Annotated in this window: 20 protein-coding genes; 11 read left to right on the top strand and 9 right to left on the bottom strand. The window is 36.0% G+C overall.

Going from position 1 to position 23,902, the window contains the following annotated elements; all coding sequences use genetic code 11:
• Positions 1-23 precede the first annotated feature (23 nt).
• Positions 24-539, top strand: a complete 516-nt coding sequence (locus tag AB1278_RS04605; RefSeq protein WP_047435058.1) for a membrane protein — start codon at positions 24-26, stop codon at positions 537-539.
• Positions 540-801: 262 nt separating this feature from the next.
• Positions 802-1,392 (top strand): hypothetical protein, encoded by a 591-nt coding sequence (locus AB1278_RS04600; RefSeq protein ID WP_411413460.1) that lies wholly within the window; start codon positions 802-804, stop codon positions 1,390-1,392.
• Between the two features lie 98 nt (positions 1,393-1,490).
• Here AB1278_RS04600 and AB1278_RS04595 read toward each other — a convergent pair whose 3' ends face one another.
• Positions 1,491-2,126, bottom strand: a complete 636-nt coding sequence (locus AB1278_RS04595) for a peroxiredoxin (RefSeq protein WP_202841304.1) — start codon at positions 2,124-2,126, stop codon at positions 1,491-1,493.
• Positions 2,127-2,220: 94 nt separating this feature from the next.
• Between AB1278_RS04595 and AB1278_RS04590 the strand changes: the two genes are divergently transcribed.
• Positions 2,221-3,108: a mechanosensitive ion channel family protein gene (locus AB1278_RS04590; RefSeq protein WP_202841305.1), complete on the top strand. Its 888-nt coding sequence runs from the start codon at positions 2,221-2,223 to the stop codon at positions 3,106-3,108.
• Between the two features lie 215 nt (positions 3,109-3,323).
• Here the strand turns inward: AB1278_RS04590 and sucC are convergent, their stop codons facing one another.
• The 4 genes from sucC to AB1278_RS04570 form a co-directional block, all read right to left on the bottom strand.
• On the bottom strand, positions 3,324-4,514 hold the full coding sequence (sucC, locus tag AB1278_RS04585; RefSeq protein WP_062676270.1) for an ADP-forming succinate--CoA ligase subunit beta: 1,191 nt from the start codon (positions 4,512-4,514) through the stop codon (positions 3,324-3,326).
• 208 nt (positions 4,515-4,722) lie between these two features.
• Positions 4,723-5,109 (bottom strand): DUF423 domain-containing protein, encoded by a 387-nt coding sequence (locus AB1278_RS04580; protein ID WP_202841306.1) that lies wholly within the window; start codon positions 5,107-5,109, stop codon positions 4,723-4,725.
• A gap of 1 nt (position 5,110) precedes the next feature.
• Complete coding sequence (locus tag AB1278_RS04575) at positions 5,111-6,199, bottom strand: hypothetical protein (protein ID WP_429812714.1); 1,089 nt, start codon at positions 6,197-6,199, stop codon at positions 5,111-5,113.
• Positions 6,200-6,365: 166 nt separating this feature from the next.
• Positions 6,366-7,694, bottom strand: a complete 1,329-nt coding sequence (locus tag AB1278_RS04570) for a hydroxymethylglutaryl-CoA reductase, degradative (RefSeq protein ID WP_062676276.1) — start codon at positions 7,692-7,694, stop codon at positions 6,366-6,368.
• A gap of 156 nt (positions 7,695-7,850) precedes the next feature.
• On the opposite strand from AB1278_RS04570, the gene AB1278_RS04565 reads away from it, so the two are divergent.
• Entirely contained in the window at positions 7,851-9,110 is a 1,260-nt protein-coding gene (locus AB1278_RS04565; protein ID WP_411413458.1) for a putative DNA modification/repair radical SAM protein, read from the top strand.
• 171 nt (positions 9,111-9,281) lie between these two features.
• Positions 9,282-10,040: a TIGR03915 family putative DNA repair protein gene (locus tag AB1278_RS04560; protein WP_429812711.1), complete on the top strand. Its 759-nt coding sequence runs from the start codon at positions 9,282-9,284 to the stop codon at positions 10,038-10,040.
• A gap of 323 nt (positions 10,041-10,363) precedes the next feature.
• Here the strand turns inward: AB1278_RS04560 and AB1278_RS04555 are convergent, their stop codons facing one another.
• Entirely contained in the window at positions 10,364-11,164 is an 801-nt protein-coding gene (locus tag AB1278_RS04555) for a DNA alkylation repair protein (RefSeq protein ID WP_429812708.1), read from the bottom strand.
• Positions 11,165-11,258: 94 nt separating this feature from the next.
• Between AB1278_RS04555 and AB1278_RS04550 the strand changes: the two genes are divergently transcribed.
• The 4 genes from AB1278_RS04550 to gap all read left to right on the top strand — a co-directional run bounded on the left by AB1278_RS04550 (position 11,259) and on the right by gap (position 14,657).
• On the top strand, positions 11,259-11,609 hold the full coding sequence (locus AB1278_RS04550) for a winged helix-turn-helix transcriptional regulator (RefSeq protein ID WP_411413456.1): 351 nt from the start codon (positions 11,259-11,261) through the stop codon (positions 11,607-11,609).
• Between the two features lie 44 nt (positions 11,610-11,653).
• On the top strand, positions 11,654-12,550 hold the full coding sequence (locus AB1278_RS04545) for a DUF4846 domain-containing protein (RefSeq protein WP_429812705.1): 897 nt from the start codon (positions 11,654-11,656) through the stop codon (positions 12,548-12,550).
• Between the two features lie 83 nt (positions 12,551-12,633).
• Complete coding sequence (pfkA, locus tag AB1278_RS04540) at positions 12,634-13,620, top strand: 6-phosphofructokinase (protein WP_120232866.1); 987 nt, start codon at positions 12,634-12,636, stop codon at positions 13,618-13,620.
• A gap of 32 nt (positions 13,621-13,652) precedes the next feature.
• Positions 13,653-14,657, top strand: a complete 1,005-nt coding sequence (gene gap, locus AB1278_RS04535) for a type I glyceraldehyde-3-phosphate dehydrogenase (protein ID WP_110008110.1) — start codon at positions 13,653-13,655, stop codon at positions 14,655-14,657.
• Positions 14,658-14,778: 121 nt separating this feature from the next.
• On the opposite strand, the gene AB1278_RS04530 is transcribed toward gap, so the two are convergent.
• Positions 14,779-16,188 (bottom strand): hypothetical protein, encoded by a 1,410-nt coding sequence (locus tag AB1278_RS04530; protein ID WP_429812701.1) that lies wholly within the window; start codon positions 16,186-16,188, stop codon positions 14,779-14,781.
• Positions 16,189-16,388: 200 nt separating this feature from the next.
• On the opposite strand from AB1278_RS04530, the gene AB1278_RS04525 reads away from it, so the two are divergent.
• Together AB1278_RS04525 and recA are read left to right on the top strand one after the other, a co-directional pair.
• On the top strand, positions 16,389-17,579 hold the full coding sequence (locus tag AB1278_RS04525) for an oxygenase MpaB family protein (protein WP_429812698.1): 1,191 nt from the start codon (positions 16,389-16,391) through the stop codon (positions 17,577-17,579).
• A gap of 470 nt (positions 17,580-18,049) precedes the next feature.
• Positions 18,050-19,051 (top strand): recombinase RecA, encoded by a 1,002-nt coding sequence (recA, locus tag AB1278_RS04520; protein ID WP_062676286.1) that lies wholly within the window; start codon positions 18,050-18,052, stop codon positions 19,049-19,051.
• Between the two features lie 268 nt (positions 19,052-19,319).
• Here the strand turns inward: recA and AB1278_RS04515 are convergent, their stop codons facing one another.
• Both AB1278_RS04515 and AB1278_RS04510 read right to left on the bottom strand, forming a co-directional pair.
• On the bottom strand, positions 19,320-20,753 hold the full coding sequence (locus tag AB1278_RS04515) for a hypothetical protein (protein ID WP_343643868.1): 1,434 nt from the start codon (positions 20,751-20,753) through the stop codon (positions 19,320-19,322).
• Positions 20,754-20,894: 141 nt separating this feature from the next.
• Positions 20,895-23,789, bottom strand: coding sequence for an alpha/beta hydrolase family protein (locus AB1278_RS04510; protein WP_202841325.1), 2,895 nt, complete (start codon positions 23,787-23,789; stop codon positions 20,895-20,897).
• Positions 23,790-23,902: the final 113 nt, after the last annotated feature.

The raw sequence follows: 23,902 nt of genomic DNA, 5'->3' as shown, positions 1-23,902 counted from the left end.
AAACAAAAACAAAAAAATAAAATATGGATAAGATTAAAGACACAAGAAGTTTCATGAGAATTACGCACCGTTACCTGGGATATTTCCTTGCCGGAATTATGGCTGTGTATTCGTTAAGTGGAATTCTTCTGGTGTACAGAGACACAGATTTCCTGAAAAGTGAAAAGAAATACGAAAAGAATATCGCAGCCAATCTTTCAGAAAAAGAGCTGAAAAAAGAGCTTAAGATGAAAGGCCTTGAAGTGGAAAAAACAGAAGGAAGTGTTCTTTATTTTAAACAGGGAACTTATGACAGTGCAACCGGAAAAGCCAAATATACCAAAAAGGAACTTCCTTTCGTATTGGACAAAATGGTTTCGCTTCACAAATCACAATCGAAAGATGCTATATCTCCTCTAAGCGTATTTTTCGGAGTTTCTCTTTTCTTTTTCGTCATCTCAAGTTTCTGGATGTTTAATCCCAAGACCAAAGCATTCAAACGTGGAATCAAATTTACAATTGCAGGTCTGATCATTTCGGTGATCCTTTTATTTATTTAAATTCCGAATGGGCAAAGAAAAATAAGTGTTTTATATAATTAATGATATATTATCTACTTTTATCATTTTTTTCTTAAAACAACCATTTTATTTTCTTTATTATCATAACATATAGAGCCGACAGGTGAAAAAAATAAACTATATCTCGTTGAAAATCTTAACGTTTGTTTAGAAAAATTACGTAAAATTAAGAGTCTGGCACATTTATTGTTTTTTCTATAATTCGTGAATAATAAACATTTAATTATTAAAATAATAAATTATGAAAAGACTTATTTTAACAGGGATATTAGCCATAGCAGGCTTAACAGCAACTGCCAACGCTCAGATTCAAAAAGGTAATTGGATGGTAGGGGGTAACCTTGTAGGTGCAAATTTTGGGTTAAATGAAGGAGCAGGATATAACTTTGCAATTCAGCCTAAAGGAGCCTATTTCATCGAAGATAATATCGCAGTTGGGGGATACGTAGATTTAGGCTTTAAAGGAGCTAAAGATGCACCCACTACTTTTACATATAATGTAGGAGCATTAGGACGTTACTATCTTAATCCGGGAGAGCAGGGAGTAAACAACTTACTACACCACGGAAGATGGTTCTTCGAAGGTAATGTAGGTGTTGGAGGAATGTCTATCTCTAAAGGAGGTTCTTCTTCTAACGGTCTTAACTTCGGATTCGGACCTGGTTATTCTTACTTCATCACACCAAACATCGGATTGGAAGGTTTAGTGAAATATGATGCAAATGCAGGATTCGGAAGCGGTGGATACACTAACAAAATTACTTTTGGTTTAGGATTCCAGATTTATCTTCCAACGTCTAAAGCGAAACAAATCATCAACGACGTTAAGTAATCACTGAAATACTTATAAAAAAAATGAAAGCGCCCCGAAATTTATTTCCGGGGCGCTTTTCGTACAAATTAAAACTAAACTATAAAAAATCAAATAAATCATGTATTAGGTTGAGGGGTGTATCTCAGATAGGGCTTTATTTCCGTTACCCCTTTCGGGAATATTTTCCGGGCATCTTCTGTAGAAATGGTTGGAGGTACAATAACATCTTCTCCAACTTCCCAATTCACAGGCGTAGCCACACGGTAATTGTCTACCAGCTGTAAAGAATCCAGCACTCTGAGGATCTCGTCAAAATTCCTTCCTGTAGAGGCCGGATAGGTAATAATCAGTCTTACTTTTTTGGAAGGATCAATAATCAGAAGAGAACGTACTGTAGCGGTAGCCGAAGCATTGGGATGAATAAAATCATACAGTTCTGAAACCTTTTTGTCTTTATCTGCGATAATAGGAAACTTTACATTGGTATTCTGAGTTTCATTAATATCTTTTACCCAGTTTTGATGATCTTCTACCCCATCTACACTCAGGGCAATTACTTTTGTATCTCTGGCATCAAACTCAGACTGAAGTTTTGCGGTATATCCCAACTCCGTTGTGCATACCGGTGTATAATCTGCAGGATGCGAAAACAGAATTCCCCAGGAATCTCCCAGATAATTATAAAAATTGATATCGCCGACCGATGATTCTGCCTGAAAGTTGGGTGCTGTATCTCCTAGTTTGATTGACATAATATTCTTTCTTTATAGTCTACAAATTTAGTAGACTTTTTGGAACTGGCAAATTTTTTGATGAAAATTTATATCTTTAATTAAAATTTTATTCATGGAGAAAACCGGACTCAGGTATGTAGATCTTGTTTACAAGGTATTGGAAAATTGGTACATCACCTTCGCTGAACTTACCCCCAAGCTGATTGTTGGAATTTTAGTATTTACCTTTTTTCTGGTTACCAGCAAATATTTAAGCCAGGCAGCGGTAAAATTATTCCATAAATTTTTTCCTAAAAGTCGCAAAGAGAGTTCATTAGTCACCTTAATCAGTGTATTCAGATTTTTGATCATGCTGATGGGAACCTTTATTGCTCTTGAAATAATGGGTTTCAGCGGCTTTCTTTGGAAGTTTATCGGAAGCTTAGGAGTTGCCGGGGTTATTGCCGGGGTTGCTCTGAAAGACCTGGTATCCAGTATTTTCTCAGGAATGCTTATTGGAATTGACAAAGCTTACAAGGTAGGAGATTATATTACGATCGGAACCCACTCAGGAACAGTACAGGAAATCGGGTTTCTCACTACAAAAATTCTTACTGATGACGGAAAGAAAGCTTATATCCCTAATCAGGTTGTTTTCAATGCTCCGTTTTACAATATTACAGCCTCTCCACAGCGAAGGATAATTTTAAACTTTGAAATTCCGGCTGATGAAGATATCACTAAAGCTCAGAAAGGAATTCTTGATGTGGTTAAAAATCTTGATAATGTGGATAAGCTGGACACCGTAGAAGTAATTTTTACAGACTTGAAGCAAGGTGCATTTAATCTGCAGGTAAAATTCTGGATAAAAGTAGGGGCTAATCTTGCGCAGGTAAGAAGCCAGGCTTATTTAGGGATTAAAGAACGCTTTGATACGGATAAAATTCAGCTGGTAACGCCAACGAGCATCAGCATTACAAGTGGAGAGACTAACTTGCCGGAAAGTCATCAGGATAAGTAAAATTATTTATAAAATAAAAGACCATTTCGAGTATTGAAATGGTCTTTTTTATGATGATTGATTGGAGATATTTAAACCTAACAGGTTTTAGAAACCTGTTAGGTTTACAGTAGTACATTTCCGCTGAAGTTATTACAAAACTGTGCCCTTCACGTTCCAACAAAAAAAACGTTCCAAAATTGGAACGGTTTTCTATTTTATTTAAAAATTTCAGCTTATGCTAAAACTTCTTTTACTTTGTTTGCAGCTTCTTCTAAAGTAATTGCAGAGTGTACCGGAAGACCAGACTCGTCAATTAATTTTTTAGCTTCTACAGCGTTAGTTCCCTGTAATCTTACGATCAATGGAACAGGAAGGCTACCCATAGCTTTGTAAGCATCTACAACACCCTGAGCAACTCTGTCACATCTTACGATACCTCCGAAGATGTTGATCAAAATAGCTTTTACGTTTGGATCTCTTAAGATGATTCCGAAAGCAGTCTGTACTCTCTGAGCATCTGCAGTACCACCTACGTCAAGGAAGTTTGCAGGGTTACCACCAGATAATTTGATGATATCCATAGTTGCCATTGCAAGACCAGCTCCGTTTACCATACAAGCAACGTTACCATCCAGTTTTACGAAGTTAAGACCAGCTTCACCAGCTTCTACATCCATTGGATCTTCTTCTCTTGTATCTCTAAGTTCAGCTAAGTCTTTGTGACGGAACAATGAGTTGTCATCTAAAGTTACTTTAGCATCTACAGCGATAATTTTGTTATCAGAAGTTTTTAATACAGGGTTGATTTCGAAAAGAGATGCATCAATACCTGTGTAAGCATTATAAAGAGAACCGATGAATTTTACAAATTCTTTGAAAGCATTTCCTTCAAGACCTAGGTTGAAAGCAATTTTTCTAGCCTGGAATCCCTGAAGACCTAAAGCAGGATCAATGATTTCTTTGTGGATCAAATGAGGAGTTACTTCAGCAACGTGCTCAATATCCATACCACCTTCAGTAGAATATACGATTGTATTTTTACCTTCAGCTCTGTCTAATAGAATAGAAACATAAAATTCTTTAGTTTCTGACTCACCTGGATAATATACATCCTCTGCAACCAAAACAGAATTTACTTTTTTACCTTCAGCAGAAGTTTGTGGAGTAATCAACTGCATTCCGATGATGTTCTGAGCGTTTTCTTTAAGCTTATCCATGTTTGGAGAGAACTTTACACCACCGCCTTTACCACGACCACCTGCGTGGATCTGAGCTTTTACTACCCACCCTTGAGCGCCAGTTTCAGCAGTTAGTTTTTCAGCAGCAGCTACAGCTTCATCTACATTGTTTGCAACGAAACCACGTTGGATAGCTACTCCATACTTTGATAAAATCTCTTTTGATTGATACTCGTGAAGATTCATATTATTTTTATTATTTTATTTTAATATTTAAAGGTTGACAAATTTACTAAAAAGACACGGAAGTTCAAGTTTATTGACTTAAAAATTAAAGTCTGGCTGACTTGATTTTTAACATATCTTCCTGTTTTCCCTTATTCTTTCGCTAATTTCTCAGATTGAACAGGTTGAATGTTCGTATGAGCCGTCTTCTTCTGTTAATTTTTATTTCCTAAATTCTGTTTTTGGCAAAATATAAGATCAGCATTCCCCAGCTCAAGATCATCATCAGACCTCCAAGCGGAGTGATAGGGCCTAAGAATTTAAGATTCATTCCCCAATAATCCTGCATACTTAAGAAATAGATGCTTACTGAGAATAAAAATGTTCCTGCAATCATTAAAATGGAAGTCCATTTTTCAGCAGATGTTTCGAATTTTAAGATATACCCGATGATCAACAGGAAAAAAGCTGCATACATCTGATATCTTACTCCTGTTTCAAAACTTTCCAGTCTTTCCACAGCTAATATTTTCTTTAAAGCGTGTGCTCCGAAAGCACCCAGGATTACAGAAACCATTCCGTAAACTGCTCCAAAAATTAATGTGATTGTTTTCATTTTATAACTCTTCTAATTCTAGGGTTAAATATTTTTTTGTTTTATCATCCTGCCAGGTTCCTGAAATTGTATTTCCATTCATATCTGCTTCTACAAAAGCTCTTGGGATCCATTTGCCCGCAGCTTCATCATAATGATCATTCTCAGTAATGGAAATATGATTTCCTTTCATTTTACCGTCCCATGGGATCAGTTTTTTATTTTTATCATACCAATACAATGCAGTAAAGGAACTTGTATCATTTTCACTTTCTCCTTTATATAAGCGGCTGATAAAAACAGTGACAGGATATTTGCCATCTATTTTTCCTTTGTACAACTTATTTCTAAAACTGGTGGCACCTATTTTTTCAGAACCGGAAATTAAATTTCTTGCATAAGGACTCCAATATTTTTCCAGTTCTTTGTAGGAAAACTTTATTTCGTGACTGTCGAGGTCATCCAGAGCTCTCATAGCATGGTTGGAGCATCTTCCGGCAACAAAAGTCAGTTTATCTTTTCCGAAAAAATATCTGATGTCTTCTAAAGTATGTTCTGTAAAACAGTCCTCATACATAGCGATCTGATCTTCAGTTTCCTCAGATGGATTTTTTTCTGCTTTCAGCTTGACCAGAAAGTCGGCAATTCTTTTCTTTACTCTTTTCTGAATGATACTTTCAACCATTTTAACTGAATTGGGTTGAAATAAATCTTCAGCATTGATAAAATTTCCTGTTCTCAGATCAAAATTTTTCCAGATTAAAAACCCTTCTGGATAAGCACCTGAAGCTTCGCCGTCTATGGCAATGCTCAGGATATTTTCAGGAGTTTCAATTTTATCCCAACTATAAAAATAAAGATAGTTGGAATAGGAATTGGTTGCTGTAGAAGCCAGTTTAAAAGGGTTTCCGCCAGATCCGGGAACATATTCCAGCTGATCTACCTGCAGAAATGTATTGATTTTATTTTCGACCCGCGGATTTTCAGGATAAGAAACAACCGGAAAAACGGTATCTTCAGTTTTAGGCTGCAGATTAGTGATTTTCACTTTTTGCTGCTGTGAAAAACTTAACCCGGAAATCAGTAAGAAAAATACAATACCCTTTTTCACTATTTTGATTTTAAGTACATTAAAATGAACTTGGCAACCAGTGTAGAAATCCCCAGTATGATAAACATATTGGCGAATTTTTTGGAACTTCTGAAACCTTCATTGTTTGTTTTCTTCAGAAAGAATCCAAAAAGAAGGAATACGATAGGCAAAATGATCTGTAGCATTAGTTTCCTCTCATTCTGTTAAATTCATTGATCACCTCATGGTGGCTCACCGTCTTATCTTTAAAATACGTTACAAAGTGCTGTTTTTCTTCTTCAGTAGCGCCCAATTGGTTCAGAATATTCAATAAGTGCATTTTCATATGTCCTTTCTGGATTCCTGTGGTTACCAAAGAGCGCAATGCTCCAAAATTCTGAGCAAGACCTGAAACTGCCAGGATGCTCATCAGTTCCTGTGCTGAAGGTTTACCCAGTAGCGCTAAAGAGAATTTTACCAGAGGGTGAAGATTGGTAAGTCCTCCCACAACTCCAACGGAAATAGGAAGATCAATCCAGAATCTGAAAATTCCGTTATCTGTTGTACAGTGAGTCAAAGATCTGTATTGTCCGTCTCTTGCAGCATACGCATGCGCACAGGCTTCCGTAGCTCTGAAATCATTTCCGGTAGCGATTACAACGGCATCTACTCCATTCATTACTCCTTTATTATGAGTAGTCGCACGGTAAGGTTCTATTTCTGCAATGGTAACGGCCTGTTTGAATTTAGAAGCAAATTCTTCAGGAGAAATTCCACTGTCATCTTTTAAATCTTCCATTTTGCACGAAACCTCAGCTCTCACGATACAGTCAGGAGTAAAGTTGGAAAGAATATTCATCACAATCTGTAGTGAATTCTTTTCTTCCTGAGTAAAATCTTCGCTGGTAGCCACTTCCTGTCTCAATGTTTTTCCAAACTGCTCAAGACATGAGTTGATAAAGTTCGCTCCCATTGAATCCACAGTATCAAAGCTTGCTTTCAACTGGTAGTAATTCGGCATTTCTGCTGTTTTATCCACCAGGCTGATATTTAAAATACCTCCGCCGCGTTTTCTCATATTCGCCGTGATATCTTCTGTAGCTTCAAATAATTTTTTCTTCAGGCTGAAATTAAAGAAATGTAATAATTTGTGAGGTTCTACATTAAAAATAAAGTGGGTATGCCCCAGTTTTTCAGTATTGATAATCGTTGTTTTAAAACCTCCTTTATCGATCCAGAATTTGGCAGCTTTGGAAGCAGCCGCTACTACTGAACTTTCTTCAACTGCCATTGGAAGCGCCAACAGTTTTCCGTCGATTAAAAAGTTCGGAGCAATTCCGTACGGCATATAGAAATTGGAGATGGTATTTTCAGAAAATTCTTCGTGAAGCTTCTGAAGATCTGCATCATCATTCCAGTATTGTTTTAATATATTTTGATATTCCTGGTTTCCTTCAAGATATTCGTTTACGAGCCATTCAATTTTCCCCTGCTTTGGAAGCTTGGAAAAACCTTCGATTGGTTTATGATTCATGATATAAACTTTAATGAGCCGTAAATATAATGATTTTGAGACTCTTTTTTGTTGATAACTTCTATGAAAAAAGATTGACTTTTATCAATTTTGGAACTAAATTTGAACAATATTAAATTACAATTAAGATACAAAACATATCAAATCATTTTAAACATGAATTTTGACCGTCTTAAAGAAAAGCTTGAAATCCTTGCTGATGCTGCGAAATATGATGTTTCCTGTTCATCAAGCGGAGGTACAAGAAAAAATAAAAAAGGAGCATTGGGAGATAGTTCTGCAAGCGGGATCTGTCATACCTATACAGAAGACGGAAGATGTGTTTCTCTGCTTAAAGTTCTGTTGACCAACCACTGTATTTATGATTGTGCTTACTGCGTTTCCAGAAGTTCCAATGATATCAAAAGAGCTGCTTTTACAGTAGAAGAAGTGGTAGATCTTACCATCAATTTTTACCGCAGGAATTATATTGAAGGTTTGTTTCTAAGCTCAGGAATTTTTAAAAATGCTGATACCACAATGGAAAGGCTTGTAAGAGTAGCTAAAAAGCTGCGTCTGGAAGAAAATTTTAACGGATATATTCATTTAAAATCTATTCCCGGGGCAAGTGATGATCTGATGCAGGAAGCTGCGTTGTATGCAGACCGTTTATCCGTCAATATTGAAATTCCTACAGAAAGCGGATTAAAATTGCTGGCCCCTGAAAAAAACAGGCAGGATATGATCAGTCCAATGCGGTATATCCAAAAAGGAATTATTCAATATAAGGATGAAAAGAAAATTCTGAAAAAAGTACCCAAGTTTGCGCCTGCCGGACAATCTACACAGATGATCGTAGGAGCAACCAATGAAAACGATTTACAAATCATTAAAGTGGCCGATCATTTTTATAAAAACTTTAATCTGAAAAGAGTTTATTATTCCGGGTATGTTCCGGTTCTGGAAGACCAGAGATTACCCTCTTTAACCACAGAAGTTCCTATGCTTCGTGAAAACCGATTGTATCAGTCGGACTGGCTGATGAGATTTTATGGTTTTAAAGCGGAAGAAATTTTAGATCCGAATGTTCCTTTTCTCGACCTGGAAATGGATCCGAAATTAAGCTGGGCATTACGGAATCTGGATCAGTTTCCGGTGAATCTCCAGACTGCCGAATACCGGACGATTTTAAGAATTCCTGGAATTGGTGTTAAAACAGCTCAGAAAATTGTAAGTGCAAGACGTTTTCAGATTTTAACGATGGATCATTTGAAAAAACTCGGAGCGGCTGTCAACCGGGCAAAATACTTTATCGATTTTAATGCTGGGAATGCCTACCTGAAATACTTAACGGATAAAAACTTCAGGAAACTGCTGATAGGCGGAAGTTCATCCAAATTCCATAACCAGTTTTCGCAACAGCTGACTTTGTTTTGATTTTAAACACAAATGACACCAATATTTTCACAAATGGGCACTAATTTATTATGCAAAAACATAGCAGCATTATTGTCATTCTGACGATGGAAGAATCTCTAGATTCTTCACTTCATTTTATTTCGTTCAGAATGACACCCCAACTAAACTTTAAATTTTTACACTCAACACATGACAACCCTACTCTACGATGGAAGTTTTGACGGTCTTTTCACAGCAGTATTTGAAGTTTTCGAATATCGTTATAAAGATGTAGAAATTATAAGCAGGGAAAGGTTTCATCAGCAAAATATTTTTGCTGAGATTCACGAAGTCATTACCCAAACAGATAAATCTGAAAGGGTTTTGAATAAATTAGAACAGAATATTGGAAAACAGGGCGTTTACAAACTTTTAAAAGTTTTTTTATCGGAAGATCCGGAGCTGGAAAGCCTTATTTTATCTGCGGTAAGACAGTCAGTGAAGAATCCAGAAAATAATATTCTTGAAAACTTTGCCGATAATGATGTTTTAAAAATTTCAAAAATCTGTAAATCAGTAGACCGGGAAAGACACAGAATGACGGCTTTTGTCCGATTCGAAAAAATGCAGGATGGTGTTTTTTTCTCCAAAATAGATCCTGACTTCAATGTTCTTCCTTTAATCAGAAAACATTTTCACGACCGATACCAGGATCAGAAATGGATGATCTACGATCTCCGGAGAAACTATGGACTTCTGTATGATCTGAACGATTGTGAGTTTTTCTATCCTGATGAAAAAATTAATCTCCATAATTATCAGCAGAAATTTCATGATGAAGAAAACAATTATCAGATACTCTGGCAGCGATATTTCACAAAAACCAATATCGTGGAAAGAAAAAACATGAAACTCCATATTCAGCATGTTCCCAAAAGATACTGGAAATATCTGACTGAAAAATGGTAGCCGTAATTCCATATTGTGGATAACTTTTTATTTGGATGATAAAAGCTGCGATTTCAAATTATTTTTTGACCCATATTTTTTAATCTCTTCATTTTACGGAAGATAGAATCCACATTAATAGAAAACCCATATTGTGGATAACTTTTTTGAGTTAACATACCGTTAACATTGAAAATAGTTCAACATCAATTTTCTTATAAAAATGGAGGAAATAAAGCCAGTTCCAGGAAGTAAAGGAATATAAAAATATATTATAAACCCATGTAAATCTGTGACCTAAAGATTCAAAAACTAAATCAACATTTCCAGTTTGTGGATAACTCTCACTTTCTGATGGTCCGTAACGCTTTTTTTACAATATACTGCGTTTCTTTTGTCGGACTTTCCCGAAGCCATTCATCACAGATTTCCACTACAAATTCGGGTTGTGATTTGCTGGCATCATTCAGCCAGTTGCCTACGCTGTCCTGTACATATCTGGAGGAATCTGATCGTAAAGGTTCCAGAATTTCCAGTCCGAGTCCCGGATTTTGTTTTAAAGCATCGATATGTTCACACCATACCCCTCTCGGTCTTGTAGATTCACTGGCAAAACGTCTTACGTTCTCATTGTCATGTATGGTCCACGTTGATAATATGGATACACTTTCTTCCAGGTTTCTGGAAATATCCGGACGCACTGTCATCCAGCAGATTTCCCTTACCCCAAAATGAGAGTCAAAAGCGAAAGGCTGAATTTTTTCTAATTTTTCTCTGAGTTTTAAATCGTTGTTTCTTCCAATCGTATAAGCTGCCCAGCACCGTACCAAATCTGCGGGATGAACTGACAATTTAAAAAGAAATTCGTCATCCTTATTTTTCAAAGCCAGATTAAGAAGCCCAACACCAATTGCTTCATTAATGGTATTGACAGTTTGCTTTTTCAGCTGGTTTACATTTTCTAAAACGGGTGTCAAATATTCCTTACGATCATTCTGTAAAAGCAGATTTTCCAACAGCAATCTTTGATCTACAGCCAGCCATTCCGTAAGATTGGCGGTTTCAATTTCTCCTCTGTTCAGCTGATCCAGAATATCCGCTGGAATATCTTTGATGGAGCGGGCTCCTTTTCGTTTTTCTGTCATACTATTTAATGATTACCTTTACAAAAGTCTGAAAGTGGGCGGAGAAAAACAATACCGCACATTTTTACCACATAGGGATAAAAAAGTCAATTTTATGGAAACAAAGGGAAGAGCTGAAGAAAATAAAATATGTCCGTTGGAAGTTGCTGTCAATACTATCAGTGGAAAATGGAAAATTCCCATTGTCTGGCAGATTAATGAAGGCAAAAAACGTCCCAGTGAGTTTTTACGCGGGATTGCAAAAGTGGACCGCAGGGTTTTGAATCAGCAGCTGACTGAAATGGTAGATGATGGCATTTTAACAAAACAATCCTTTAATGAACTACCTCCAAGGGTTGAATATACCTTGACAGAACTTGGGGAAAAACTTGTGAAGATCCTCTGGCAGCTGAATGATTGGGGTAAATTGTTGATTCCTGGAAAAGAGGAGTCGTTGAACCGATAAATTTTCAAATAAGATATTGGCGGATAGGTGAAAAAAAATGATATTTGTGTTCACTAAAACGCATAAAAAAAGTTATCACAGGAATCATTGTTATTCTCATTTACATAGGCTGTACAAAAGAAAAAATATCAGACCGTTTATTACCTGAACCAGATAAAAATGAGCATTTAATTGCTGAAAATGCTTTAAAAATCAATAAAGGTAAAAATACCATCAGGCAAAGATTTTCACCTCCGGAAGGGTATGAGTGGATGGAAGAAAAACCTGGCTCTTTCGGGCATTTCATTGAGAATTTCAAACTCAAACCATACGGCAGCCAGATTGTAAAATATGACGGGACACCTATTTCTACCCAGCATCTTCATGAAGCGGTTTTTGATATTGATACCGGAAATAAGGATCTTCAGCAATGTGCTGATGCAGTCATCCGAATGAGAGCTGAATATCTTTATAAGGCAAAAAAATTTAACGAAATTAAATTTCATTTTACAAGCGGTGATCTTTTCAGCTGGAATGATTATAAAAACGGAACGAGAGCTTTTGTCAGCGGAAATTCTGTCAACTTCAGAAGAGCTGCGTCTTTTGATGATTCTTATCAAAGTTTCAGAAATTATCTGGATGTCATTTTTAATTATTCAGGAACGATTTCATTAAATAAAGAAACAAAACCGGTCAATAAAAATTCAGATCTGAAAACAGGAGATATTTTAATCACACCGGGAAGTCCCGGACACATTGTTTTTATTTCCGGTGTCTGCCGGAATAAGGAAGGAAAAAGATTATTCTTATTAAGTGAAGGATTCACCCCGGCGCAATCAGTTCATGTACTTTCAAATCCGTTTAATCCCTATTTTACGCCCTGGTATGACCTTGACATCCATGCTGAGGAGACCAAAACTGCACGATATTTTTTTAAACCTACAAACTTCAGAAGCTTTTAATAATTTATATTCAAAACTATTGGAAACTTACTACGATAATCTGAACTTGTTTTTGTAAATTTGTTTTCGAAATTTTTTACTTGATGAAAGAGAGTGCTGTAAAAAAAATTGCAGTTCTTACTTCAGGAGGTGACTCTCCGGGTATGAATGCGGCGTTAAGAGCGGTAGTAAGAACCGCCAATTACTATAATATCGAATGCTACGGAGTGAGGGAAGGTTACAACGGCCTTATCAATAATGATTTCCTGAAAATGGGAGCCCGTTCCGTAAAAAATATAATCAACCAGGGTGGAACCATTCTAAAATCTGCCAGATCTGCTGAGTTCAGAACTAAAGAAGGCCGTCAGAAAGCTTACGACAACTGTATAAAGCTGGGAATTGACGGATTGGTATGTATCGGAGGTGACGGAACATTTACCGGTGCCAAAATCTTTAATGAAGAGTTCGGAATCAGAGTAATCGGTATCCCGGGAACGATCGACAACGATATTTTCGGAACTGATAATACGATCGGATACGACACTGCATTGAATACGGCAATGGATGCCATTGACAAAATCCGTGACACGGCAACTTCCCACAACAGGGTTTTCTTTGTGGAAGTAATGGGTCGTGATGCTGGTTTTATTGCTTTAAACAGTGGATTGGCAACAGGAGCTTTGGATATTTTAATTCCTGAGAAAAAAGACAGTATTGATGAGCTTTTCACGAAATTCAGGGATGCGGAAAAAACCGGAAAGGCATCAAGCATTGTGGTGGTTGCAGAAGGTGAAAAACTAGCCAATGTGTATGAACTTGCAGAAAAAACCAAACAGACCTTCCCTGATTATGACATTCGTGTAGCGATTTTGGGACATATGCAGAGAGGTGGTTCTCCAAGCTGTGCAGACAGAGTTTTGGCAAGCCGACTGGGCTATGGAGCCGTAACCGGATTAATGGAAGGACAAACCAATGTAATGGCAGGAATGCGTTCCAACGATCTGACGTATACGCCAATTGAAGAAGCCATTAAAAAACATAATGAAATCAATAAAGACCTTTTACTGATTTCAGAAATTTTAGCAATCTAATTATTTTTATAATCTAATAAAAACAAACTATTATGTCAACAATTAAAGTAGGTATCAACGGTTTTGGTAGAATTGGACGTCTTGTTTTCAGAGCAATGACTGAAAGAGACAACATTGAAGTTGTAGGAATCAATGACCTAATCAATGCAGAATACATGGCTTACATGTTAAAATATGACTCTGTACATGGTATTTTCCCAGGTGAAGTTTCTGTAGAAGGAAATGATCTTGTAGTAAACGGGAAAAAAATCAGAGTAACTGCTGAAAAAGATCCAAGTAACCTAAAATGGAATGAAATCGGTGCTGATTACGTAGTAGAATCTACCGGTTTATTCCTTGATAAAGACAGCGCTGCAAAACACCTTGCTGCAGGTGCTAAGAAAGTAATCCTTTCTGCTCCTTCTAAAGATGACACCCCAATGTTCGTAATGGGGGTAAACCACAAAGAGCTTACTGATGATATCAAAATCTTATCAAATGCTTCTTGTACTACAAACTGTTTAGCTCCTTTAGCTAAAGTAATCCACGATAACTTCGGAATCGTAGAAGGTTTGATGACTACTGTACACGCTACAACAGCTACTCAGAAAACTGTTGACGGTCCTTCAATGAAAGACTGGAGAGGTGGTAGAGCTGCTCTGAATAACATCATCCCTTCTTCTACTGGTGCTGCTAAAGCAGTAGGAAAAGTAATCCCTTCACTAAACGGAAAATTAACAGGTATGTCTTTCAGAGTACCAACTGTTGACGTTTCTGTAGTAGATTTAACAGTGAGAATTGAAAAAGCGGCTTCTTATGAAGAAATCTGTTCAGTTATCAAAGCTGCTTCTGAAGGTGAATTGAAAGGTATCCTAGGATATACTGAAGATGCAGTAGTATCTCAGGACTTCGTAGGAGATAAGAGAACTTCTATCTTCGACAAAGATGCTGGTATCATGCTTTCTCCTAACTTCGTGAAACTTGTTTCCTGGTATGACAACGAAATGGGTTACTCTAACAAGTTAGTAGATATGCTTGTACACGCTGCTTCTTTATAATCAATAATGAGCGATAAGCAATAAGTAATATAAAACCTTCCCGATGGGAAGGTTTTTTTATAAATACTATATTTGTCATTTAGTACTTTTCCTTTCCAATTGTTTAAAAGTTTGTTGAGATTTATTTTTTTGTATTGTCATTGCCATTAGAAAATAAATTATAAGTTACAGCAAAGAAAATAGCTGGTTTATACATTTCAGAATAGGAAACATCTAAATAATTAGGATTAATAAAATTATCATTAGCATCTAAATTATTTCTATTAAGTTTTTTTACATTTACAAAAGAAAGGCCTCCTGTAAAAACAAGTCTGTTCTTTTCTAAAAATGCAACAGAAGGTCCAGCATAAAAATTGAGTTTAGCATCCGTATTAATACTAATTCCCGATGAAATACCAAACATTGCCGTTTTTCCAAAATCCCAAAATACATGAGCTAAAACTCCAACTGCATGTGTAATACTATTTTTTTCATTTTCGTAAACACCACTACTTTTACCATCACTACTATATTTTAAAAGATAATTATCATCTCCTATAAAACTTAACATATAACCAGTACTGAAATTAACTTTTACTCCACCAAATGTTGTAATTTTTATAGGCTCAAATTTCTCTAACTCTTTATTATCTTTTCCTAAAAGAACAGGAGTTATCACTATTTCATCATCTGTTAATTGAGTTGCCTTAGTAAATGTAACGAAATCATCATTTTTTATAGTTTCATATGTTTTTCTCCCCACAAACGCTTTATTTATTATTTCATTTTTTTTCTTTTCTTCATTAACTATATCGATAATATTTTTTGCAGAGTTCATTTCTTCTTCAAACATAACATTAGTAGAACTTACCTTTACATCATTAATTTTTGCTTTAGAACCATTAACACTAATTGTACCTAACAAAGAAATATTATCGGTTCTTGAATTAACATCTTTATAAAGTTTTTTCAATTCCAAATATGATTTCTGTAATTCCAATATGTCTTTTTCTATAGGAGTATCTATTTCATATGTGTTTTCATATATTTTTTTTGCAAGAGCTTTAACTGAATCAACATTCTTTATAAAGTTATTATCTCCAAGTAATTCAACCAAAATATTATTTAGATTTGCTTTTCTCTCTATATTGGATGCTTTTTCTATTAAAACCTGATATTCAGCAATAAAATCTTCCTTAGGATTAAAAGAACTTGAAGCAGGATTTCTTCCTTTATTCTTATTTTCTTCACTTTTCTCTTCATTTCCTATAAAACTATCACTTATCGACTTTGGAATTTCAAATTGAAAATTTTCACCTTTAGCTTCTATATTACTACCTATTACTTTTAAAGGATTAACATTACTAATAACAAATTTTATAGTACTTCCTTTTTTTAATTTAAATCCAGCAGGATAATTATCCTTATTAAACGGTTTAATAAATATTTCTAGAGAATTTCCATTTTTTTCGGTAGAAGAAACCGAACAATTTTGTCCAAAAGCCATCCCCACCCAACCGAGCAGAAACAGTAATACAATTTTTGTTTTCATGATTATATATTTTTTAGATTAACCCTTTAGTTATTAATTTTATATAAAGCTACAATGGCTTATTATGATCTGAAATAACCCAAAAGGGTAATTTTTAAGCTTAAAAAATCGAAATCAAAAAGAATTTTAATTGATGCCGCTTCCTGACAAATCTCACCAAAATATTTCAGCATAAAACTTGTATTTTTATAGGGAAAGGAATGAACATGATACAACCCCGTTTTAAAGACGCTCCCCATTTCAGGAAATTTTGGGAACATGGCAACGGAAAGCAGCTTATAGAATTTTCCGGAGCAGAAGTGAGTTTTGAAAACTTTGAAAAATTTGCTCCCTATTTTCATCATACGGATGAGATCGGTGACGAGGTGGTAAAAGATATTTATTTCACTAAAAAATTTCATGAGGCTTCCAGGGAAATTGAACTTTACATCAGAAATGGAGTTTCAGAAACTGATGATGTTCCTGAAAGTATAAAAAAAATGTTCAGCCAAACTCAAAAAGTTCCGGACTGGCTGGATTATAACCTGCTCAAAAGCGGAGCTGAACTCTGCATGAGAAGCAATCTTGATTCATTAATTTCATTAAGGGATTACTGTCTGATTGGTGGTTATGATTATGCCTACCTCAACAAACCTTTAATTGTTACAGAAGCTTTGAAGAAAGGAGCTGTGAAAAGGCTTTCTGAAACATTGGACTTTTGGGTGAATGCTACCCGGTACAACGCATTGGAAATCCATGCAAAAGGATATGAATTTGCCATAAAAACCCGTTTGATTCATTCTTACGCAAGGCTTTCCATTAAAAAACATTATAAAGACTGGAACACTGAAAATTGGGGAGAGCCTATCAATTCATGGGACATGATGGCAACGTATATCGGGTTTAGTCTGGTATTCCTTCATAGTCTTAAAAAGCTGGGAAATCGTTTTTCTGTTGAAGAAGAACAGGGAATTTTCCATCTTTGGAAATACGTGGGTTACCTTTTGGGAATTCCGGAACAGCTTCTTCCTGATGATAAGAAACAGGCAACGGAATATTTTTATTTATGGACTTCCGTTCAGCCCCCTTCGGATAAAGATTCTGTTCTTCTGGCTCATTCTCTTTTGGATGAATCATTGGAAAATCCTATTTTAAAATTTGAGTTCCAGAGAAAAAATTTAAGATATCTGCACATCTGCTGTACCTGGTTTTTGTTGGATGACGAAGTGTGTAAAAGATTACAAATTCCGGAAGTTCCTTACAGAAATCTGTTTCCAAAATCGAAAATACTTTTCAACACAATTTATGACAGCCTTATAAGCCGCAATGCCAGAATAAAAAGAGGAAACAAAGATCAGATGAAAGTACTGGAAGATTATCTTGCCATCACTAAAAATTCAAATTTTCATTAAAATCAATTGTTGGAACTCGCAAAGGCGCAAAAATTTCAAGACATTGCAAAAGTTTTTTAGTACGCAAGAAAATCGAAGATTTTCAGCACGGAATATATAATTTCAAGTAAAATTCTTGCAATCAACGATGATACAGGTTTTCATTAATATCTGCGTTATCTGCAAAATCCACGTGGGGTAAAAAATACATATACTACTCAATTTTATCGGAGATAAAATCCTTGCGCCTTAAAGCATAATCTATATTAAAAGAATGGCGCCTTTGCAATTTCCAGCAAAAAAAACTCATCTTAATAAAGTAATAAGCATAAAAAAATACTTTAGATACAGCATTCCGCATCTGCTTCGTTATGAATGAGATCAGTAATAAAATTTTATCATTTTTTAACTCTTAAAACAGCTTTCAGAAACAAATAATATTAGCTTTTGATCTATAAATTATGTATTTTTGAGAAATTATTTTAATAGAGATGAGTAACATTGATGATAAGAAAAAAGCACTCGCTTTAGTGCTTGACAAGCTAGATAAAACATATGGAAAGGGAACGGTAATGACTTTAGGTGATGAATCTATAGACAATACCATAGAAGTAATTCCTTCCGGTTCTTTAGGTTTGGATATTGCCCTAGGTATAGGCGGATATCCAAAAGGAAGAATCATTGAAATATATGGTCCTGAATCTTCAGGTAAAACAACGTTGACCCTTCACGCTATTGCTGAGGCTCAAAAAGCAGGTGGTATTGCAGCATTCATTGATGCAGAGCACGCTTTCGACAGAACGTATGCTGCGAAATTAGGAATTGATCTTGAAAACCTGATCATTTCTCAGCCGGACAACGGTGAGCAGGCTTTAGAAATTGCAGATAATTTGATCCGTTCAGGAGCTATTGATATCGTTGTTATTGACTCTGTGGCAGCTCTTACTCCAAAAGCAGAAATCGAAGGTGAAATGGGAGATTCCAAAATGGGTCTTCATGCAAGATTAATGTCTCAGGCATTAAGAAAGCTTACCGCTACGATTTCAAGAACAAAATGTACCGTGATTTTCATCAACCAGTTGAGAGAAAAGATCGGTGTCATGTTCGGGAACCCTGAAACCACTACCGGAGGTAATGCACTGAAGTTTTACGCTTCTGTAAGAATTGATATCAGAAAAGCAAGTGCTCCTATCAAACAAGGTGATGAAGCAATCGGTAGCCGTGTGAAAGTGAAGATTGTGAAAAACAAAGTAGCACCTCCATTCAAGCAGGCAGAATTCGACATCATGTATGGTGAAGGTGTTTCTAAAGTAGGAGAAATTCTTGATACCGCTGTAGATATGGGAATTGTGAAGAAAAGCGGATCATGGTTCAGCTACGAAGAGACTAAATTGGGTCAGGGACGTGATGCTGTAAAAGATGTTTTAAGAGATAATCCGGATCTTGCTGAAGAATTGGAAGCTAAGATTAAGGAAGAAATGAAAAACAAATAATTTTTCAGAAAATATAGAAAAGGCAGTCTTCGGATTGCCTTTTTCTGTTTTTAAAGTAAAGATTTTTCTAACGCAAAGGTTTCATCTGTATGCTGTAATATTTTTAAGGGAGCAAAGAGCTGAATCAATTTCATTGATTCTTACTAAGCAAATGCATCATTTACCACAAAGCTCCATCAACGATGCGTTTAAATAAATGAAGAGTCAGAAAATAAAAAAGAGGTCATTCCGTAGAACAACCTCTTTGAGATTTTATATTTTTTAAAAATTATTCAGCAATTTTACCCTGCAGCTGAAGTGCTCCGGTCACTTTCATTCCTTTTGTAAGCGTTTCCATTCTCATGTTCTCTTTGTTCACAAAAGCATCAATGGTGAAGAAATCTTCATTCTCTTCATTCGTGATCAATTTCAACTTCAAAATATATCCTTTAACACTTCTATCTTCAAGCAATTCTGTTTCTTTAAAGTCTACTACCTGACCAATAAAATCGAAACATGCATAATTAGGCAGGTCCTGACTTGGTGCATAGGTAGTAAAATCCTCACTCATTTTGGTTCCATCCGGTAAATCAGTATTGGTTTGAACATCAAGGATGAAAACAATTCCGCTGACATTCACCTTCAGATGAGGCTGAGTCATGTAGGTATTTCTGTTTTCAGCATAATCTGTTGCAAAAAACCAAACACCAAAAGTATCTCTGGCAGGTCCTGCTACAATTGCCTGTAAATTCAATGCATTTTCCCATTCTCTGATTGATCTGGTTTCAAAATCCAGAGTATAATCCGTTTTTACTTCCGGAATTATAGTACTCAATTCATCTGTAACAATGGTTTTAAATCTTACATCCTCAAATTCAGTTTTATTTCTGGCCTCTCCTGTCGGATCAGAAACAGTGGACTGCATTAAAACTGCGCTAAGATACTGCCCGTAATCTTTAGTCTGAAAGTTCTGATGTCCAAAAACGCCACTCCATGTATTCACAAGATTATGAACATTGGATTTTCTGATAATTATCCCAGCTTCATTAGTGGTTTCAGGAGCCGCAATCCCTACTGTATTCTGGAAATAATTTTGTCCCTCAATCAACTGATGGTTCATGATCGCATTATTTTCTTCATGAGAAAACTCTGCAAAACCTTTATACGTAATATTTTGGTTTTCGAAAATATAAGGCAATCCTGTTTTCTTCTTTTCATCACCGGCAAAGTGATAAGCAAGTGAAATTCCCTTAAATTCCCCTTCCTGAATAGCCGGAGTGTGATTACCGTTATGATCAAACTGAGAATGATATAGTATCATATAAGATTTAATCTTCCCTTCCTGAAGCTCACTTTCAAACTTTTCTTCCATCTGTGCAATCGCCTGTTGTGGAGAAAGCGCATAAGCATCTTCAGTAACCATATACGCAAACCCCTCTACCTCACCATTTTCTTTTTCAAAAGCAGAAAGCGGTGTATACTCACCTCTTAGCTGAAGGGCTATAGAATACACGATATAATCATTATAGATCCTGATTTTTTCATATTCTTCATTTACTTTTGGTTCTTCTACCGGCTGTGAAGGGATTTCCGGTATTGTTTCCACAACTTCTTCCACCACTTCCTCTACTATTTTTTCTTCCGGCATTTCCATTTCATGAACCGGAGTACTTACATTTTCCTGACTGTTATTTTTCTTCTTAAAAAAATCAAAGATTCCCATACTGTTATTTATAATTGGCGGTAAATATAATAAAAGTGCTCAACAGACCCATCATAAAAAAAATGCCATTGTGTCAGTGTGCTCTTTATTGCTTTTATAATGAAAAATTCCGGCGGAGCCTTTGGCTCCGCCGGAATTCTGTTAATTAGGTTTATCATCTGTCAGTTCAAATCCCCAATCCTTTCCTTTTTGGGTTGCCGGGATTCCTTTTGTCATCCAGACCGGAGCTTTAGCACCTTTAAGATAATAATCAAAAAACTGCTGTTCGCGGATTTGAATATCTTTTCTGTTCTGACGTTTCATAAGGTTATGGTCATCACCATTATAATTCAGAAGCCATACCGGTTTTCCAAGACGGCGTAATGCTGTAAACATTTCAATCCCCTGATACCATGGCACAGCTCCATCTTTATCATTACTCATAATAACCACCGGAGTCTGTACTTTATCAATGGTAAAAAGCGGTGAATTTTTAATATAAAGATCCGGTGCTTCCCATAAGTTTTTCCCTAATCTGCTTTGTGATTTCTCATACTGGAACTGTCTGTTCATTCCTGAAGTCCATCGGATTCCTCCATAGGCAGAGGTCATGTTGACAACGGGTGCTCCACTCCATGCAGCTGCATACATATTGGTATGAGCAATAAGATAAGCAACCTGATAACCTCCCCAGCTTTGTCCCTGAATTCCTATTTTTGAACCATCTACCCATGCATTTTGCTTTAACTTTTCAACTCCGGAATTAATGTATTCCATGGCAGATTCTCCCGGGAAACCATCTGTATAAGAAATATCAGGAGTGAAAACCAGATATCCGTTGCTTACAAAATAAGAAATATTTAATCTTGAAGGCGTTGGAGCTGGTGCAACATAACGGTTTAAATTGTCTGACAGTTTTTCGTAGAAATAAACAATCATCGGATATTTTTTATTCGGATCAAAGTTTTCCGGTTTGTATAACACTCCTGTAGAAGTATTTCCTTTTGGTGTTGTCCAGTTTACCAATTCGTTTGTTCCCCAGTTATATTGATTTTGCTGAGGATTGGTATTGCTCAGTTTTTGTTGTTCTGAAAAATCTGATGTTGCAAAAATATTGGGAGAATCCGTGTATGATTCTTTTACCAGAATATATTCCTCAGCTTTTTTTGCTTTTTGAAGGGTTCTGTATCCCCATACATTTTCCATCTGAATCTTTACCGGATCAGCGTTTGACTGAACAGATGTTTTAAAAATTCCGTTGGCCTTGGATGTATTATCAAATGCGGATAAATAAATGACTGATTTTCTGTTTAAGCTTTTAATATCCTTATCCAGATCATAGGTATCAAATGTTATTTTATGCTTACGTCCATATCCATTGGTCATATTTCTTGGCTTTTTTGCACTGTTCAGGAAAAATTCCCAAAGATCGTAGCGGTCTCTGATAATTACAGATTCATCATTATCGGTCCAGGATGCTATCCCGTAAGAATTTGGAAAATCCGGCATATCAAATTCTTCATCAACGAAGGAAACAGGTAGACCTGTATTCAATGGCAGGGTTTGTTTTGTCTTCACATTATAGCTCAGCCATTTCCCTTTTTCTCTGTCAAAGATCACAACAAATTTTCCCAGCGGAGATACAGCCGCTGCTCCATTGAGGTTTTTAATAATTTCGGTTCTCTCTCCTGTTTTATTGTCAATCAGAAAATAGGTCTTCTTTGTTGCCCCTTCCCATTGTGAAGAAATCCGGTTATTGATACTGGTAATTCCCAGCGCAAATTCTGCATTTCCTTCGTTCACCAGTCGTAAAGTATCCAAATCTTCTCCGTCAATATTGGTGAAGAAATCCGGTTTTTCCGTTTGCATAACTGCAGCGTAGGATTTTTTCAGATCATTTTTCAACTCTTTTAGCTGTACCGTTTGCAGATAATCGTCCTTATAATTCCAGATATCCACAACGGCATGATCATTTGCAATCATGGCAGTATCTTTTGCAATTGGCTTCGGAGCAACACCGAAATACAACTGTTTCCCATTTTTACTGAACAGCGGCAACCGGTTTTCGGAAATTACCCAGTTTCTCTTCATCTGTGCATTCTCATTGGTAACAATTGCTTTTTTGTTTCCTTTAAAATTAAAGTAATATAGCTGATACAACTTCACCAGATCATTCTGTGCAGAAGAAGTTCCTACATAAGCCAGCTGATTTCCTTCTTCGTCAAAAGACAATTGTGAAAAGTCTCCCTCCATTTCAGAAATTGTATTGACGGTTCCTTTTTGCAGATCAACTACCTGCACAGTTTGCAATGCATATTTCTTGGGTTTTGACTTGTCTGTATCTTTTTTATCCGAAGATTTTTCATCTGTTGAATCCTTTCCTTCTTTTTTATCTTTCTTTTCATCCGGCTTCTTGGTTACAAAAACAAGCTGCTTCCCGTTTTTACTGAACTCGTAGCGTATGACATTATCATATGTTGTACTTTTTCCATCCAAAAGGTTTTTCACCACCAGCTGTAATGGTTTTACATTTTTTTCTTCCTCTTTATTTTCTTCCCCGTCTTCTTTGTCGGAAGCATCATCAGAAGATTTATCTTTTATATTTTCCAGAAGATAAGCAACGTAAGAACCTGCTTTTTCGGGAATTTTAAATGATTTTACATTCGGAATTTTCTCTGTTTTATCATTAAAAAAATCAACAATGGCAAGGCTGTCTTTTGTTAATTTATTTTTCTTCAGTTTTTTATCTTTTACCGCTTTTATATCTTTATACTGCGGTCGGATCTGAAAAACAGCAAACCTGGAATCATTGGTAAAATCCACTTTTGCCGCTCTTGCAAACTTCTTTGTTGTCTTATTTTTAACGGAATATAAAGAAAGGTCAGAATTTCCTTCCTGAGCATCTACCGAATAGGCAATCCACTTTCCATCATTTGAGATTTTTCTTGATCCGATATTTTGCCAGCTGTCGTAAACAGAATGGTCTAAAGGCTTCTTCTGCCCATATACCCAGAAGGTCATGATGAGCAGCATAAAAACTGTACATTTCAACTTCATTTTTAAAAATATTTTAAGATTTAAAAGTAAGGCATTTCTTTGACAAATCCATATAACAAGATCTTTTCAGTTTGAAAAAATGACATTCTGTCACTTTCTCCTGCATGGTATTT

The organism is Chryseobacterium sp. NRRL B-14798 (assembly GCF_050470705.1).
In the GTDB taxonomy this organism is placed as follows: Bacteria; Bacteroidota; Bacteroidia; order Flavobacteriales; family Weeksellaceae; genus Chryseobacterium; species Chryseobacterium cupriresistens.
This window is presented reverse-complemented; position numbering and strand designations above follow the sequence as displayed.

Coding starts and splice junctions, on each gene's coding strand:
- AB1278_RS04605 (WP_047435058.1), top strand. CDS start 24: ATGGATAAGATTAAAGACACAAGAAGTTTCATGAGAATTACGCACCGT.
- gap (WP_110008110.1), top strand. CDS start 13,653: ATGTCAACAATTAAAGTAGGTATCAACGGTTTTGGTAGAATTGGACGT.
- AB1278_RS04580 (WP_202841306.1), bottom strand. CDS start 5,109: ATGAAAACAATCACATTAATTTTTGGAGCAGTTTACGGAATGGTTTCT.
- AB1278_RS04525 (WP_429812698.1), top strand. CDS start 16,389: ATGAACATGATACAACCCCGTTTTAAAGACGCTCCCCATTTCAGGAAA.
- AB1278_RS04530 (WP_429812701.1), bottom strand. CDS start 16,188: ATGAAAACAAAAATTGTATTACTGTTTCTGCTCGGTTGGGTGGGGATG.
- sucC (WP_062676270.1), bottom strand. CDS start 4,514: ATGAATCTTCACGAGTATCAATCAAAAGAGATTTTATCAAAGTATGGA.
- AB1278_RS04555 (WP_429812708.1), bottom strand. CDS start 11,164: ATGACAGAAAAACGAAAAGGAGCCCGCTCCATCAAAGATATTCCAGCG.
- AB1278_RS04590 (WP_202841305.1), top strand. CDS start 2,221: ATGGAGAAAACCGGACTCAGGTATGTAGATCTTGTTTACAAGGTATTG.
- AB1278_RS04510 (WP_202841325.1), bottom strand. CDS start 23,789: ATGAAGTTGAAATGTACAGTTTTTATGCTGCTCATCATGACCTTCTGG.
- AB1278_RS04565 (WP_411413458.1), top strand. CDS start 7,851: ATGAATTTTGACCGTCTTAAAGAAAAGCTTGAAATCCTTGCTGATGCT.
- pfkA (WP_120232866.1), top strand. CDS start 12,634: ATGAAAGAGAGTGCTGTAAAAAAAATTGCAGTTCTTACTTCAGGAGGT.
- AB1278_RS04570 (WP_062676276.1), bottom strand. CDS start 7,694: ATGAATCATAAACCAATCGAAGGTTTTTCCAAGCTTCCAAAGCAGGGG.
- AB1278_RS04550 (WP_411413456.1), top strand. CDS start 11,259: ATGGAAACAAAGGGAAGAGCTGAAGAAAATAAAATATGTCCGTTGGAA.
- AB1278_RS04595 (WP_202841304.1), bottom strand. CDS start 2,126: ATGTCAATCAAACTAGGAGATACAGCACCCAACTTTCAGGCAGAATCA.
- AB1278_RS04560 (WP_429812711.1), top strand. CDS start 9,282: ATGACAACCCTACTCTACGATGGAAGTTTTGACGGTCTTTTCACAGCA.
- recA (WP_062676286.1), top strand. CDS start 18,050: ATGAGTAACATTGATGATAAGAAAAAAGCACTCGCTTTAGTGCTTGAC.
- AB1278_RS04600 (WP_411413460.1), top strand. CDS start 802: ATGAAAAGACTTATTTTAACAGGGATATTAGCCATAGCAGGCTTAACA.
- AB1278_RS04515 (WP_343643868.1), bottom strand. CDS start 20,753: ATGGGAATCTTTGATTTTTTTAAGAAGAAAAATAACAGTCAGGAAAAT.